This is a genomic window from Coleofasciculus sp. H7-1, assembly GCF_057473865.1.
On sequence record NZ_JBYCCT010000057.1, the window covers coordinates 15,170 to 31,673 of the forward strand.

The window sequence follows — 16,504 nt, forward strand, 5'->3', positions numbered from 1 at the left end:
TATGACAGTATCGACTGCATCAGCGGCGGTCGCTCAATTATCCATTCCCTTAACACCAAGCAACTTCAAACTCAGCCAAGCACCCAGCTTTAATTGTGGTCCGCATACTCTCACTTATGTTGTCAAACCTCTCGATCGACGTGAAGGAACTGGCGTGCGCTGCGTCAAGATGAGTGAAGGTAAGCCGGGTAGTAGCATTCCTAAATTGGCGTGGTACGGCGAAGGAAATTGGAAAGGTGCAACTTATCGCCACGTTGGTCACGCCTTCTACAGAGGTCGTAATCTCGTTGGATTCGCTTCCGATATTTATGGAAACGGAGAAAACATTAACAACAATTTTCCCGGAAATTTGTCAATTCAAGTCGTAAATTCAACCACAATTCGGGTCACAGGTGCGTGGAATGAAGAATGGAACCTAGTCAAAGCTGCAAACTATAAACCTCTGCCAAGACCCCAGACTTGCGGTAAATACTTCGACGAATATAAAGTTTCCGACCTAACAGGAACTCGCCAAGGTTCTGGCTTACGTTGTTTTCTGCGAGTAGGTCCCGGCAATACCACTTGGTTTGGCAACGGTAATTGGGGAGGTACCACCTACTCTCACCTAGGGACACGTTCGTTTAACGGTTACGGTGCTGGTGATATTTGCGCTTCCGGTTTCGGTCCCATTTGCAACACATTTGGTTGGGGTTCTTTGAAATTTACGAACATTGCACCGAGTGGATTTAATGTAACGGGTGCCTGGAGCGAAAAGTGGCAATAATTTCTAATTGAATCCCCTAGTTTTAATTTCAACTCCCTCTCATCTAGAGGGAGTTGTTTGTATTACTATTCTCGTGCAGAGGCTAGATATAGAATCGCGCCTTGAGCTATCTTATGTAGAGATAGCGATCGCCCTGAATGGAATACTAGGTAACTATTTGTTACTCGATAACATCAAAGGTTGGAAGCGTTAGCTCAAAGGCGAGATTTTTTCGGTAATTGCCTTCTTTATGACAGGCAAATCGATTGTCAAGAAATGTTCCCAAAAATCTTGAATTTCCCCTACTACACCGTCTATAGAAACTTCCGGATCAATAACTTCCATAATCGGCTGCTTGATAATATAGATCCAACCTTTCTCATTTTCCGGTTTGACTGCGGTAAAACCTGCAATATTATATGCTGCGAGAGCATTGTAGATATCTTGTCTAATTGAAAGATTACCTGGTCCAATTGTCAGCACAAGTATAACCTCTGAGGGTTCAACTTTGAATTCAAAACGTAAAATTCGCTTACTTCCTGCCCAATTATTGCAAGTTCTTTGGAAGGGAAAATCATCCCATTCAGCAACACAAAAGCGAACTAAGTTCTTGGAATTAGAATAAGAGTCTAGCCTCAAACCATGTGATTCAGCGTCTTGAATCAACTTCTTTGCAAAATCGGCAACCTCAGAAGCTAAATTTGGGCGATGCTCATAAATGAGATCGAGAGCTTGCTTATGTTGCTTATAGATTTTCCGACAGAGTTCAGCGATTTCTGAGTCTTTCGCGATATGTCTTCTGATTAAACTGCTGTAATGGCTCATCAATGTATAAATTTCAGAACCGATTGTGGATTGATACCTTCGGCAAGTATCGTCAATTAGTTCAGCAATTTTATCGTAGCTGTGGACTAACCAAACCTTACTGTCATCCTCAGATACTGGAGTCTGTCCTTCGGGAGTCAGATAGATAAATATATGACGGTAGCCTTTAAACTCTTTAAGGATTATTTCTCGGTATCGACGCAATTGGTCTGAATGTTCCTGTGAACCGACTTTATTTTCGATTACGCAGACAACTCGGCTGCTTGGAGAATATACTAAAACATCAATATTTTTCCACTCTCGACGAACTTCGGCATCTAAAAGGTTAGCAACATCAATCTCGACCGGACTGACTTGTGGCTTTTCAACATTTAAGAGGATTCGCTTGAGAAACCGCTTAAGAAACGTATCCCCTAGGCGATGTGTCCCAGAGGGGTTGAGCAGAAATGCTAAAAAGTTAGAGTGTCGAATTTCCTGACGGACGACCCCAATTGCCTCAAAAATATTGAACTGAGCTACCAACGTTTCTAGCTTCTCTAAATCTTCGTTATCAACTACGAACTGCTCCAGAGCAGTTTTATCCTGCCTATCTATCCGAATTTGGGGTTATGAATGTTATTGAAGATACAGTACAATAAACACTGTATTAAAAACTATTTTAGCTCTCACTACACCCTGGCGAAATTGGACAAAGTTACTCAAGCCAAAAGCCTCTTGACAGATACCTGGATGTCTGGAAATGGCAAAGACGCGATCCTAAATGCTGGCAATTGAATCTACGGATGCAGCTACATCTAGAAATGCCAATGCGTCAATCATCCCCTCATTTAGTGTAGATTTTGAGGCATACTGCCCATCTTCAGGGTCTCGAAATACTATAACTTATTCTCTTCTTGAGGTTTACAACCCAGTATTCAGGAATATTGACTTCAGCATAGACTTTACTTTTAGTCTGCCAATCCTTGTCTAATGTGGAATCTGAGTATTCAATCAAGCAAAAAATATTTTCAGGATAGGGGTGAGGCTCTAGGTATTCATGCTCCAAGCGTTGCACAATAGCAATGTCAGGCTCAGGCTCGGATTCATTCGGAAGGGTAATTGTCTTACTTGGGCAAATCATTGCGCGGTAAGCGAAGCCATCCCCAAAGGGCTTATCGCCCAACGAGCAAGTCAGATATTCTCCTGCTTTACTGCTGAAATAGGCGTAGGGTTCTCCTTCCAGCGACATCTCTACAATTTCGCCTTTGAGTAGTTCCACTACACCAATCGTTTAAAATACCACCGCAGCCATGCGGTGATAGTTATCCACAGAGCATTTGGCTATCGTTACGGTCATGGCGAATGCTTCTTCTCAGCTAGGCGATCGCTTTCTTTTGGATATTCTCACTTCACAGCGTAATCTACCAAAGTCACCCGTCTGTCTATTGCACTAGGCGGGAATTGACGATAACTTTAGCTCTCCCTACAGACTGGAGGGATGAAGGAATTCAGCATCAGCGATCGCCTCAAGTTGAGGAAATTAGATAAACCTCATTAAATAGGTTAAATAAGCAAAACTTAATTGGGCTGTTTATACGGTTGAGCGATGACATCCAAGGAAATTTCTATGATTACCATTGGATTTTTCATTAACAAGTCTGCCTGATTTATGCAATTCGAGCGATCGCGCTGCCTTTAGTTAGCTTTTATCGCAAATTCAGGAGTTTAGATAATCACCCATTAATCAGCCTATTAGTTTAGCTGATTATGCGTCTAAATCTAAAGAAAAAATTTATAAATACCATTGAAGATTCCACTGATAAGTAACGCTTTTTAGCTATGCGCTCACTGATTAAGGTGATATATTTACTTTTAACGCAGAGGGCAAGCAGCGTTACCTGACGCAGAGAAGCTAGCGCGACTAGCCTCAGCAAGTTTTCCTAAAGCTAATTGCCGTAGATCTATCACTAGGTTTGCGACTTGGTTGTAGCAAACAACCGTCAATTTTAGTGCATTAAACCTTTAACCATTGCAGGAAATCGGTTTGTTATGCCTCTAATTGGCATAGCTTTTGCGTTCAAAAAGCGTTCTTTTGATTAAGATAGCTTTTCTGTTCAAAATACTAAACAAGATTGTAGCAAGGAGACCTTATGAGCGAATTTTCTAAACTTTCACGCCGCAAATTCATCCTAACTGCTGGAGCCTCCGCAATGGGGTCTTTATTGCTCAAAGGCTGTTTAGGAAATCCTCCCGAACCGGGAAACAGCACTCAAGCACAGACAACTCCTGGTGCTGCTCCTGCCGCTAATATTAGCCCAGAACAAGCTCCGGAAACGACCAAAGTAAAACTAGGATATATCCCTATTGTAGAAGCAGCTCCTTTTATTATTGCTCAAGAAAAAGGCTTCTTTGCCAAGTATGGCATGACTGGAGTCGAACTTTCCAAGCAAGCTTCCTGGGGTTCTATGCGGGATAACACCGAAATTGGTTCAGTGGGTGGCGGGGTTGATGGTGGTCAATATCAGATGCCAATGCCGCATCTCATTACTGAAGGTTTAATCACCAAAGGTAATCAGAAAATTCCCATGTACGTGCTGGCTCAGTTGATTACTCATGGAAATGGAATTGCGATTGCTAGCAAGCATCTAGGAAAAGGTCTTGAGGTGAAAATGGATAAGGCGAAGGCATTTTTTGACGGACTAAAATCCGCAAAAACTCCTTTTACCGCTGCTTATACTTTTGCACAAGTTAACCAGGATTTCTGGATTCGCTACTGGTTAGCTGGAAACGGCATCGATCCAGATACTGAAGTTAAATTAATTCCCGTACCCTCTGCTCAAACTGTTGCCAATATGAAGACGGGGACGATGGACGCTTTTAGTACAGGCGACCCCTGGCCTTATCGAATCGTTAAAGATAAGATTGGCTTCATTTCAGCATTGACAGCGGAAATTTGGAAAAATCACCCCGAAGAATACTTCGCCCTGAGAGGAGATTGGGTTGATAAAAATCCTAAAGCAACCAAAGCGCTTTTGAAAGGCATTATGGAAGCGCAGCAGTGGTTGGATAATTTTGATAACCGGAAAGAAGCGTCTGAAATTCTTGGCGGACGAAATTATTTTAATCTTCCAGCCGAAATACTGGCAGAACCATTCCAGGGTAAATACGATATGGGCGATGGTCGCATCATTGATGATAAATCAATGGCATCTTATTACTGGAAAGATGAAAAAGGAAGTGTTTCTTATCCTTATAAGAGCCACGATCTTTGGTTTATCACAGAAAGCGTCCGCTGGGGATTTTTGCCTGAATCTACATTGGCAAATGCTAAAACCCTTATTGATAAAGTCAATCGGGAAGATATTTGGCGAGAAGCTGCCAAAGAAGCCGGAATTTCTGCTGCCGACATCCCTACAAGTACGTCTCGTGGCGTTGAAGAATTTTTTGATGGTGTCAAGTTTGACCCAGAGAATCCCACAGCTTACCTGCAACAACTGAAAATCAAGAAGGTGAAAGCTTAGTCGGTTGTCAGCAGTTAGTTGATAACCAACAACAGACAACGGACAACAACCAATAGACCAATTACCCATTAGCCAAGTTTAAGTTTAGGAGAACACTGTCCATGACAACGCTACAAAGACGTGCAACTGCTTCCCAGAACACCTGGTTATCCCGCCTGAACAAACAATTTCCCGACCTGATACCGCCATTTATTGCGATCGCTATCTTCCTCCTCGCGTGGCAGCTGTTTTCTTGGACTCCGGGTGCGACACTACCAGGCCCCATTCAGGTTATCAAAGACACTTGGATACTGATTCTGTATCCCTTTTATGACAAAGGTGGTACGGACAAAGGCTTGTTTTGGCAGATTCTCGCCAGCTTACAACGGGTAGCTATTAGTTACTCCTTAGCAGCAATTGTAGGCATTGCCTTGGGCATCTTGATTGGTACGAATAAAATGATGTCCAAAGCTTTAGATCCCATCTTCCAGTTATTGCGAACTGTACCGCCTCTAGCTTGGGTACCAATTTCTTTGGCAGCCTTGCGCCAAAACGAACCAGCCGCCCTTTTCGTGATTTTTATTACGGCAATCTGGCCTATCTTGATAAACACCGCTGTGGGAGTGAAGCAAATTCCTCAAGATTACAACAACGTCGCCAAAGTTCTGCAACTTTCACGGAAAGAATACTTCTTCAATATTCTCATCCCTGCTGCTTTACCATACATTTTCACAGGCTTGAGAATTGCGATTGGTTTGGCTTGGTTGGCGATTATCGCAGCAGAGATTGTGATGTCAGGTATTGTCGGGATTGGCTTCTTTATCTGGGAAGCTTATCAGAATAACGCAGTTAGCGAAGTTATCTTGGCTTTAATCTACATCGGTGTTGTTGGTCTGCTGCTAGATAAAGCGATGGCTTGGATCGAAACGCGGATTTTACCCGAAGGACAGAAGTAGAGAATGGGTAATGGGTAAAAAGCGACTACTTACTACCTATTACCTACTACCAATCACCCATCAGTCATCACCAACTTACTAATTATCAATCACCAACTACCATGAGCGTTTTTGTTGCCGTTGACCAAATCGATAAGGTTTTTTCGTTAGCCGGAGGTGGCACCTATGTCGCCCTCAAAGGAATTGACCTCCAGATAAAAAAGGGAGAATTTGTTTCTCTGATTGGTCACTCCGGTTGTGGTAAATCCACTTTGTTAAACATGGTGGCGGGTTTAGATTTGCCAACGGAAGGTGTAGTGACGCTGGAAGGACAACGCATTACTAGACCTGGCCCTGACCGGATGGTAGTATTCCAAAATTATTCCCTATTGCCTTGGCGCACAGTACGGGAAAATATTGCGTTAGCTGTCAACTCGGTAATGAAAGATTTGCCAGCCGGGGAACGCAAAGCAATCGTCGAGCAGCATATCGATATGGTAGGGTTGCGTCATGCTGCCGATAAACCACCCGCTCAATTATCCGGTGGAATGAAACAAAGGGTAGCGATCGCCCGCGCCCTCGCGATTCGTCCCAAGTTACTGCTACTCGATGAACCGTTTGGTGCATTAGATGCGCTGACGCGGGGTAACTTGCAAGAACAGCTGATGAGAATCTGCGAAGAAAACCAAGTCACCGCCGTTATGGTGACTCACGATGTCGATGAAGCAGTGCTGTTGTCTGACCGAATTGTAATGCTCACCAACGGGCCAGAATCCAAGATTGGTCAAATTCTGGAAGTTGATATTCCTCGTCCCCGCAAGCGGATGGAAGTCGTAGAACATCCCAGCTACTACAGCTTGCGGAGTGAGATGATTTATTTCCTCAATCAGCAGAAACGGATTAAGAAAATTCGGGCGAGGAAGACGGCAGCGATCGCGCGTCACGGACTAGAAAAAGTTAATCTTGATATTGGCTTCTTACCCCTAACCGCTTGTGCGCCTCTAGCGATTGCAAAGGAAAAAGGCTTCTTTACTAAGCATGGACTGGATGAAGTCAACCTGATGCGCGAAACCAGCTGGCGGGGAATCACCGATGGTATAACTGGCGGATATTTGGATGCTGCCCAGATGCCCTCCGGAATGCCCATCTGGTTAACCCTGGGAGGTCATGAGAACCGCCCGGTTCCGGTCGTCACCTCCCTGACCATGACCCGCAACGGCAACGCCATCACCCTCGCCAAGCGCTTCTACGAGCAAGGCGTGTACAGCTTATCTGATTTTAAAGATTACCTGCGTCGCACTCCCGGTCAGCACCGGATGGGAATGGTGCATCCCAGTTCCATGCACAACCTGCTGCTGCGTTACTGGCTGGCAGCTGGGGGCATTGACCCCGACCGCGACGTATCCCTCAAAACCATCCCTCCCGCTCAAATGATCGTGGATTTGCAAGCCGGAACGATTGACGGTTACTGCGTCGGGGAACCGTGGAATCTCCGCGCCGCCGAGGAAGAAATTGGCTTTACGATTGCGACAGACTTAGAAATTTGGCTGGGACACCCAGGCAAAGTTCTAGGGGTGCGGGAAGACTGGGCAGCAGCTTATCCTAACACCCACATCGCCTTAGTGAAAGCTCTCTTGGAAGCTTGCAAATACTGTGCAGATACGGCGAATGCCCAAGAGATTCGGGAGATTTTGGCGCGGCGGGAGTATGTAAGTACCGATTTGGCTTACATCCAGATGGGAGAACCAAACTTCTCCGCCTGTAGCTTAGACCATCCAATGCGCGAGTATGCCCATCACCAGTTTTACGGCGAAGGTGGAGTCAACCGTCCCAGTCGAACTGAGCAACTTTGGATTATGACGCAGCTGGCGCGTTGGGGCGATACTCCTTTCCCTAGAAATTGGGTAGAAATTCTGGAACGAGTCTGTCGAGTTGGTGCGTTTAGCACAGCAGCGCGAGAACTGGGTCTTGATATTAGTTATACTCGCGGCGCAATTCAACTGTTCGATGGCACTCCTTTTAACGCCGATGACCCGATAGCCTATCTCAACAGTCTGGCGATTAAACAGGATTTTTCAGTTGCGGAAGTGGTCATCGATTCAAGGACGAAGACAGCAGCCTAATTAACAGAAACCCCGGCGAATGTAATTCGCGGCTATACAAACACCGCTTACGCGGACTGAATTTAAAACTTGCGAAAGTAGGTAAAGTCTCGTGTAGCCGCGATTTCTAATCGCCCAATTTTGCTCCCACAGTTTATTTACCCTCTCTACAGCCATGCAAGCTTTTAACTTTCAAACTCCAACTTCTTTCACTCAAAACTCAAAACTCAAAACTCAAAATCCTAGTTCTCCATTTTTGGTGATTGAAAATGTCTCCAAAGTTTATCCAACGCCAAAAGGTTCTTACACGGTGCTGGAAGACGTTAACCTCACCGTACAGCAAGGCGAGTTTATCTGTATCATCGGTCACTCTGGGTGTGGCAAATCAACGCTGCTAAATATGGTGTCGGGTTTTAGTACGCCCAGCAGCGGCGAGGTGCGGGTTGGCTCTAAGCGCATCACCCAACCGGGGCCAGACCGCATGGTAGTATTCCAAAATTACGCTTTGTTGCCTTGGCGGACTGCTTTTGAAAATATTTACCTAGCAGTTAACGCAGTTTATCCTAATAAGCCGGAAGCTGAAAAAAGGGCGATTGTAAGAGACCATTTAGCAATGGTGGGACTCACAGAAGCTGCTGACAAAAAGCCGCCCCAACTATCCGGCGGGATGAAACAGCGGGTGAGTATTGCCCGTGCTTTGGCGATTCGTCCCCAAGTCTTAATTCTAGATGAACCTTTTGGAGCGTTGGATGCAATTACTAAGGAAGAATTACAGGAAGAATTGCTGAAAATTTGGAACGACAACCGAGCGACTGTATTAATGATTACTCACGATATTGATGAGGCTTTGTTTTTATCAGATCGCTTAGTAATGATGACGAATGGCCCTCATGCTAAGATTGGCGAGGTGATGGAAATTCCTTTTCCACGTCCGCGCGATCGCGCCCGAATTATGGAAGATCCGCAATACTACAAACTGCGAAATCGCGCTTTGGATTTCCTCTACAATCGCTTTGCTCACGACGAATAAAGCAAAAGGCAAAAGGAAAAATAACGCATCTTTTTTCCTTTTGCCTTTTACCGCGTTAAGTATAAAAAATACTAACGGTTTTAAAATAATCTGAATGGTGTGTCTATAAAAAGAGATTGGCAAAATGTGGATAAGCAAGAGGTTAACAAAACAAATTAGAGCAGCTTTCAAAGATGAAAACTTCCTGCACGGGCTGGAAAAGATAGAGGGCATTGTTTCTAAGGTTCTTTCAGTTGCTATGATCTTAGTTATCCTGGTAGCAATTTGGAATCTAGGAGTTGTTTTGGTAGAAATGCTAACTGGTCAACCAGATGAGCCTTTCACGAAAACATTATTCAAAATATTCGGACTGTTTTTGAATGTTTTAATTGCTCTTGAAATTTTAGAAAATATCACTGCCTATCTAAAAAAACACGTTATTCAAGTTGAGTTAGTAATTGTTACTTCTTTAATCGCCGTTGCTCGAAAAATTATCATTCTAGATTTAGAAAAAACATCAGGAGTTGATATAATTGGGTTGGGGATTGCCCTTTTATCTCTTTCAATTAGTTATTGGATTATTCGCTACATGAACGCCAAGTAGCCTCGCAAATAAGGCAGTTTGGGAACTGGAGATTTGCACCCTCACTAGCAGATTAAAGCGCAGCTAATGCAAAACTTAAAGCAGGTGCTAACTGAGCCTGGTTAGGTTCCATTAAATCTTCAGCGGAATTCAGCAGTGGTGGGCAGTCGGATATTGGGGGAAATTTTAACGTTATCACCTGTACTTTGTTCGGAAAAAACCGTCAATCTAAATTAGTAAAAATATTTCCTATGAATCGCAGCTTCTCCTCATGTTGGAGAAGCTGTTTTTATTTCTAAGTCTTTAAAATAAAGTTTAAATTTCCCTAATAGCATCCTAGCTAATATAGATTACCGAAAATAATGCTGCATAGGTATCCTGATGGCTTTTGGGAATACTGAGCAGGTTAGCACAACTATTAAATATCCAAATCAGCCCAGGACGAAAAAAGGAATTCCCCCCGCCAGTAGAAGCCAAACTACGAGAAGAATTACGCATATCCAGAAGGTTTCTGTAGCTACAAAGAAATCCAAGTATGGCTCAAAGCGATCGCTTCGCGCCAGACTCCGTCCTACGCGCATCCGTGCTAACAATTGCACTGTCCTGATTAGCCTGAACGGGTGAATCAGGACAGTGCATACAAAAAGCAAGCCAAACCTATGTAGTTAAGGAAAGGGTTTTAAAGCAAAACAGCGTTATTGCTAGAGTATTTCTGCTATGTTGAAACGTTACCTAATCGTGGCTTCTAGTACAGCATTGGCTATAGGTTTAGTAAATCCAATTGCAGCACCTCAAGACTTTACTTGTGCTGCGGAAAGACAGACACAAATTGCCAAACCAGAAAGCTCATCCGCGTGTTTCGTCGCACCTGCACCAGCAGACCGAAGCGCACCCAATGGTAGACACAGAGGAGGTGCTAGCCGGGTTAGGTTCCATTAAATCCTCAGCGGAATTCAGCAGGGGTGGGCAATCGGATATTGGGGTAAAACTTAACGATCTCACCTGTACTCCGTTAGGAAAACATCGTTCATGTAAGCAAATAAAACGTTTCATCTGAATCGCAGCTTCTCCTCATGTCGGGGAAGCTGTTTTTATTTATAATTATTGCAAATTTAAAAATTTTCCTGATAGCATCCTAGCTCAAACTGCATAGAACAACAGAGGTCAACCCTGAAAGACTATCCAAATCTCGGATGTGTTGGCTCCCTTTGAGCAGTTTGTTGCGTTTCGCTTACGCTCTACCCAACCTACGATTTTTCTGCATAGAACAACAGAGGTCAACCTATTCAGTGAATGAAGAGGTTCAAACCCGAATGCACGATCATTTACAGGAGAAAAAAAAATACTTGCGCGATCGCTTGTTGTCATGACTGCAATTAGTGCCACAGTTGGTGTTTTCTTGAGCCACAAAGCGGACTGTGCTAGAACTGAATCTATAGCAATCCTATTTGAGTCGTGAGATGCCAGCGGTTCAGATCCCCGACTTCTTGGAAAAGTCGGGGATCTCGCCTTCACGAGTAGCTAAAACTTTTTTCTAATTACCAATCCCTAAAAAAATGTCTCCAGTCAGCGTTGGTACCAGTCGCTCAACGCTTGCCTTAGAAACTGGGCAAGCGAAACTTTGGTTGCTATTGGTGGGAGTAAATCAATACCGGGATGAGCGATTACCTTCTCTGCGCTACTCCGCAGTGGATTGTCAGGGATTGGCAGATGCGTTGGCAGGCGCAACTCAGGGATTTCCGCAAAAGGAAGTGAGAATTCATCACGATTTTGCCGCCCAGTTGCCCCAGTTGGCATCGGTTCGTACCAGTTTGCAGCAAATTGCGGCGGCGGCTAAACCACAGGATACGATTCTGTTTTATTTTTCGGGACACGGGATGCTAGAACCGTCTAGGGGTGGAGTTTCTGCGTCCGGACAGCAGGCGGTTTTGTGTCTTGCCGATACCCAGAAGGACAATTTACTCGGTACGGGTTTATCTTTGCAGGAACTGTTGCAGGGGTTGGGAAATAGTCTCGCACATCAGCAGCTAGTGTGGCTGGATGCTTGTCATAGTGGTGGCATGACATTATGGGGGGCGAGAGGAGAACAAGCAGAATCATTGCCCAATCCGACACCCCAACTTGTGGAAGTTTTGCGACAACGGGCGCAAAAAAGTAAAGGGTTCTATGCTTTGCTGTCTTGCGATCAAGCGCAACAATCCTGGGAGTTTCCAGAATTAGGGCATGGGGTGTTTACCTACTATTTAATGCGGGGATTGCAGGGTGAGGCGGCAGATGCACAGGGCGTCATTGAGGCGGATGGGCTTTACCGATATGTTTATTATCAGACGCTGCAATATATAGATAAAACGAACCAGCAGTTGCGGTTGATTAACCAGCAGCATCGCGGTCGCGGTGAAAGTCAGTTGCATCCAGAATATCCCCTACAAACGCCGAAGCGGATTGTGGAAGGGGTTGGTGAACTGATTCTGGGACTTAAACCCGTGGGTGTGGCATCGCCCTATCCGCGACAAGCACTGGTGGTAGAGGGACTGGCTAGCAATCAGATTACTCTTGCGTTGAGCAAGGTGCTACGCGGTGCGGGTGGCTTTGAATTGGAATACTGGTCTCGACGGGGAACTGATGGATCGGATGTACGGGAAGCGATCGCTAAGTGCTTGCGATCGCGTAGTGTCTCCAACGGAGAATCGCCTTTTGTCTTTGAAACTGAACCGACAACGGCTTTATTGTATCTGCGCGGACACATTGAGGAAACTGAAGCTGGGGAGGCGATGTTGGTACTGGGAGATGATATTCGCCTGAGTCGTTCTTGGTTGAGGCAACAGCTACGTCACTCTACGGTTACTCAACACATTATCATTTTGGATTGTCCGGAAGGGATATACCAGCAGAGGAGCCGAGAAGATTACCAATCCTCTTGTTCAGATTGGGTAGAAGATTTGCAAGTTGGCTCAGAGCAAGGACAGTGTATCATCGCCGCGATCGCTCCAACGGATGCCCCAGAACAATTCGCCCAAGCTTTACTTGATACTTTAGTTGCAGCTAATCAACCAACTGGGTTAACAGCAGCCGGGTGGATTACTCAATTACAAGTTTCCTTGGCAGGAAGCGGCATTCCGTTTCAGGTTTGGCTATCAGGCGCACAGGGCGTCATTGAAGTTTTTCCGGGAAATACGCGATCGCGCGGCATTGAACAAACAGAAGGTTTTGATTTAGGACTCTGCCCTTACCGGGGGTTGAGAGCATTCGGGGAAGAAGATGCACAATACTTTTACGGTCGAGAAAATTTAACGCAGCAACTGATTAACCACCTGGCACACCGATCGTTTTTGGCGGTTGTCGGCGCTTCTGGCAGCGGTAAATCTTCGGTGGTGCAGGCGGGATTAATCGCTCAGTTGCGGCAGGGTAAACAGCTACCTGGAAGCGATCGCTGGTGGATTCGGCAGCTAATACCAGGCGCACGTCCCCTGGAAAATTTGGCGCGGCGGCTGGTCGATCCCGGTACGGACAGGGAAAAAGCCTACCAACAACAGCAACTAGAAGGAATGTTGTATCAGGGGGTAGAAGGCTTTGTTTACTGGGTGCGTAGCCGAACTGAGCCAATGGTAGTTTTGGTGGTGGATCAGTTTGAGGAATTATTCACGCTGGCTCCAACCGAAGACACAGAGCGCTTTTTAGAATTGGTGATGGGGGCGGTGAACTATGCAGGCGATCGCTTTAAGCTGATCCTCACGTTGCGGGTAGACTTCATCGCCGCTTGTTTAGAAGTCCCGGCACTCGCAAAAATTTTACAGCAGTCGAGCGTATTGGTTCCACCCGGTTTAACGGAGGACGACTATCGCCGCGTTATTGTTAATCCAGCGGAAAAAGTCGGCTTAAAAGTAGAAGCAGATTTGGTTGAAGTTTTATGTCAGGAGTTGTATGGCAGCGGTTCCCCCCACGCGAGTGCAGGCGATTTACCTTTACTAGAATTTGTTTTAGAGCAGTTGTGGGAACACCGTCATGCGGGTGAATTAACGCTACAAGCTTATTTTCAGAAAATTGGTGGACTCAAAGGAGCTTTAGAGCGAAAAGCACAAGCAGTTTACGATAGTTTAGACCCGGAGGCTCAAGGTTGCGCTCGCTGGATTTTCTTGTCGTTAACTCAGCTGGGAGAAGGAACAGAAGATACTCGACGGCGGGTATTTAAATCAGATTTAGTGGTGGAGAAATATCCAGCAATCTTAGTGGAGAGAACGCTGCAAGTCTTGACGAATGCCAAGCTGGTTGCGATCGACTTGGAGGACGATGCGGATGCGATCGCGCAAAGTCGGGGCGAAGCACCAGAGACTTTAGATGCAACTTCTTTACAATTATTGAAACAGGAAGTAACTGTAGAAGTTGCCCATGAAATTTTAATCCGCCACTGGTCAACATTGCGCTGGTGGTTGGAGGAAAATCGGGAGCGATTGCGACAAGAACGCCAGATTGAGCAAGCAGCTCAAATATGGCAGCAAAGTGGTCAACAATCTGATTTTTTACTGCGAGGAGTCCGGCTAGCGGAAGCCGAAGAAATTTATATCAAGTACACGGATGAGTTATCTTCAGATGTACAGCGATTTATTGAAGCTTGTCTAGAAGAAAGACATCAGCAACAATTACAGGCAAAAAGAAGACTGAGACAGGCTCAAGCTGCTGTTGTAGCGATTAGTGTCTTAGGACTTGCTGCTTTTGGTTTCGGCGGCTTGGCTTTTGGGCAAAAACAAGCGGCGCAGGTGCGGGAAATTGAGGCATTAAATGCATCATCGGAAGCACTTTTATTATCAAATCAGCAATTAGAAGCGTTGATTGCCGGTGTTAAAGCGGGGCAACAACTCAAGCAAATTTCTGCACCTGAAGTTACCAAAGTGAGAACGGTAGCGACTTTAGGACAAGCGGTTGAGGAAACGCAAGAGAGCGATCGCTTGCAGCAACACACTCAAAAAGTGAATAGCGTTACTTTCAGTCCCGATGGGAATTTTCTGGCTTCTGCTAGCGATGACAATACGGTGAAGCTTTGGCGTCGAGATGGCACGTTAATCAAATCTTTAGAACACAAAGAGAGGGTTATCAGTGTCGCTTTTAGCCTAGATGGTAATTTGATTGCTTCTGCTAGCGCCGATAAAACTATCAAACTCTGGCGTCTTGATGGCACATTACTGCAAACATTCACCGGACATGGAGATTGGGTAACAAGTATCAGTTTTAGCCCAGATGGTCAGTTTTTAGCATCTGCTAGCCGTGACAAAACGGTGAAACTGTGGCGTCTTGATGGCACTTTATTCAAAACATTGAACGGACACGCTGGTTGGGTTTGGGGTGTGAGTTTTAGTCCAGATGGCAAGATTCTCGCTTCTGCCGGTGAAGATAAAACAATCAAACTGTGGCGCAGCGATGGCACGTTAATTAAAAGTTTTACAGGACATAGCGATCGCGTTACTCATGTCGCGTTCTCCTCTCAAAATATCCTCGCCTCTGCCAGTGGTGACAACACGATAAAGCTTTGGAATGCTGACGGCAAATTATTGCAAACTATTGAAGGTCACACTAATCAAGTCAATAGCATTAGTTTTAGCGCCGACGGTCAACTCTTAGCTTCTGCTAGTGCTGATGGTACCGTAAAAATGTGGAGCATAGATACTAAATCTAGTCCAGAAGCAACACTTGTAAAAACCATAAAAGCGCATGGCGCAGAAGTTTTGAGTGTAAGTTTTAGTCCTGATGCTAAGAAGCGGGATACGCCCCTATTGGCTTCTGCTGGTGCAGACAAAACTGTTAGAATCTGGACCATTAATAATATGAAAACAACATCCGAGGGTGGCGTTTATAGTGTGAGTTTCAGTCCCGATGGCAAGATGTTTGCTGCTGCGGGTTGGGATGAAACAATCCAACTTTGGCGTCGAGATGGCATCACCGGGAAAGCGTTAATTAAAACCCTGAGCGGACATCAATCTACCATTACCGCTGTCGCTTGGAGTCCTGATAGTAAAGGTGGGAAAACCTCGCCCCTACTGGCTTCTGCCAGTGCTGATAAAACAATTAAGCTGTGGCGCGATGGGACTTTAATTCAAACATTGACAGGACATACTGATGGGGTGACTAGCATCAGTTTCAGTCAGGATGGTCAACTGTTGGCTTCTGGTAGTGCCGACCAAAAGATCAAGCTGTGGCGTGTAGCAGATGGCACATTAATCCAAACATTAAGGGGACATAGCGATGCGGTAAACAGTGTCAGTTTCAGTCCTGATAGCCAATTTCTGGCTTCTGGCAGCGCTGATAATACTGTGAAACTATGGAATATAGGAACTAAAAAAAATGCAGAAGGAATGCCTGTAAAAAATTTGCAGGGGCATGGCTTAGCAATTTCATCTGTTGCCTTCAGTCCCGATGGCAAAATTCTTGCAACCGCAAGTTGGGACAACACGATTAAGCTTTGGAAAGTCGCAGACGGCACCCCGATCAATACGCTTGCAGGACATAGTGACGGAGTGACAAGTATTAGTTTCAGTCGAGATGGACGAGTGTTGGTTTCGGGCAGTGCTGATAACACGATTAAACTTTGGAATATTGCCGATGCCACCCCGATCAAAACACTTCTTGGACATTCCGGAAAGATTAGTAGCATCAGTTTTAGTCCAGATGGCACATTGATTAGTGGAAGTGAAGATAGCGGCGTCAGGTTATGGAATTTGGATTTAGATAACTTACTGACGCGAGGATGCGATCGCTTGCGTGATTATCTGAAAACTAATCAAAATGTGAATCGGAGCGAATCTCATCTATGCAATCCGACGTAACACTTTACTCAACG

General features: G+C 45.2%; 11 protein-coding genes. 8 read left to right on the plus strand and 3 right to left on the minus strand.

The window, feature by feature from the left end:
- Position 1 precedes the first annotated feature (1 nt).
- The gene (locus tag AC2VDX_RS14550; protein WP_486928187.1) at positions 2-763 is read left to right on the plus strand and encodes a hypothetical protein; all 762 of its coding nucleotides are present in this window, start codon (positions 2-4) and stop codon (positions 761-763) included.
- A gap of 7 nt (positions 764-770) precedes the next feature.
- Positions 771-956, plus strand: coding sequence for a hypothetical protein (locus AC2VDX_RS14555; protein WP_486928188.1), 186 nt, complete (start codon positions 771-773; stop codon positions 954-956).
- Here AC2VDX_RS14555 and AC2VDX_RS14560 read toward each other — a convergent pair.
- Both AC2VDX_RS14560 and AC2VDX_RS14565 read right to left on the minus strand, forming a co-directional pair.
- Complete coding sequence (locus tag AC2VDX_RS14560; protein ID WP_378182204.1) at positions 953-2,089, minus strand: PDDEXK-like family protein; 1,137 nt, start codon at positions 2,087-2,089, stop codon at positions 953-955. The two genes, AC2VDX_RS14555 and AC2VDX_RS14560, sit on opposite strands and share 4 nt — an antisense overlap.
- 337 nt (positions 2,090-2,426) lie before the next feature.
- Positions 2,427-2,825: a Uma2 family endonuclease gene (locus AC2VDX_RS14565; RefSeq protein WP_378182202.1), complete on the minus strand. Its 399-nt coding sequence runs from the start codon at positions 2,823-2,825 to the stop codon at positions 2,427-2,429.
- Between the two features lie 871 nt (positions 2,826-3,696).
- Between AC2VDX_RS14565 and AC2VDX_RS14570 the strand changes: the two genes are divergently transcribed.
- From AC2VDX_RS14570 to AC2VDX_RS14590, 5 genes are all read left to right on the plus strand, one after another.
- On the plus strand, positions 3,697-5,067 hold the full coding sequence (locus AC2VDX_RS14570) for a CmpA/NrtA family ABC transporter substrate-binding protein (protein WP_378182199.1): 1,371 nt from the start codon (positions 3,697-3,699) through the stop codon (positions 5,065-5,067).
- Between the two features lie 101 nt (positions 5,068-5,168).
- Positions 5,169-6,002 (plus strand): nitrate ABC transporter permease, encoded by an 834-nt coding sequence (ntrB, locus tag AC2VDX_RS14575; RefSeq protein WP_378182195.1) that lies wholly within the window; start codon positions 5,169-5,171, stop codon positions 6,000-6,002.
- 101 nt (positions 6,003-6,103) lie between these two features.
- On the plus strand, positions 6,104-8,104 hold the full coding sequence (locus AC2VDX_RS14580; RefSeq protein ID WP_378182192.1) for a nitrate ABC transporter ATP-binding protein: 2,001 nt from the start codon (positions 6,104-6,106) through the stop codon (positions 8,102-8,104).
- Positions 8,105-8,258: 154 nt separating this feature from the next.
- A complete protein-coding gene (locus tag AC2VDX_RS14585) occupies positions 8,259-9,113 on the plus strand; it encodes a nitrate ABC transporter ATP-binding protein (RefSeq protein WP_378182189.1) in 855 nt (284 codons plus the stop codon).
- A gap of 124 nt (positions 9,114-9,237) precedes the next feature.
- Entirely contained in the window at positions 9,238-9,696 is a 459-nt protein-coding gene (locus AC2VDX_RS14590; protein ID WP_378182186.1) for a phosphate-starvation-inducible PsiE family protein, read from the plus strand.
- Positions 9,697-10,106: 410 nt separating this feature from the next.
- On the opposite strand, the gene AC2VDX_RS14595 is transcribed toward AC2VDX_RS14590, so the two are convergent.
- On the minus strand, positions 10,107-10,274 hold the full coding sequence (locus AC2VDX_RS14595) for a hypothetical protein (RefSeq protein ID WP_378182183.1): 168 nt from the start codon (positions 10,272-10,274) through the stop codon (positions 10,107-10,109).
- A 957-nt stretch (positions 10,275-11,231) separates the two neighbouring features.
- Here AC2VDX_RS14595 and AC2VDX_RS14600 point away from each other — a divergent pair.
- Positions 11,232-16,490, plus strand: a complete 5,259-nt coding sequence (locus AC2VDX_RS14600; RefSeq protein ID WP_378182180.1) for an nSTAND1 domain-containing NTPase — start codon at positions 11,232-11,234, stop codon at positions 16,488-16,490.
- Positions 16,491-16,504: the final 14 nt, after the last annotated feature.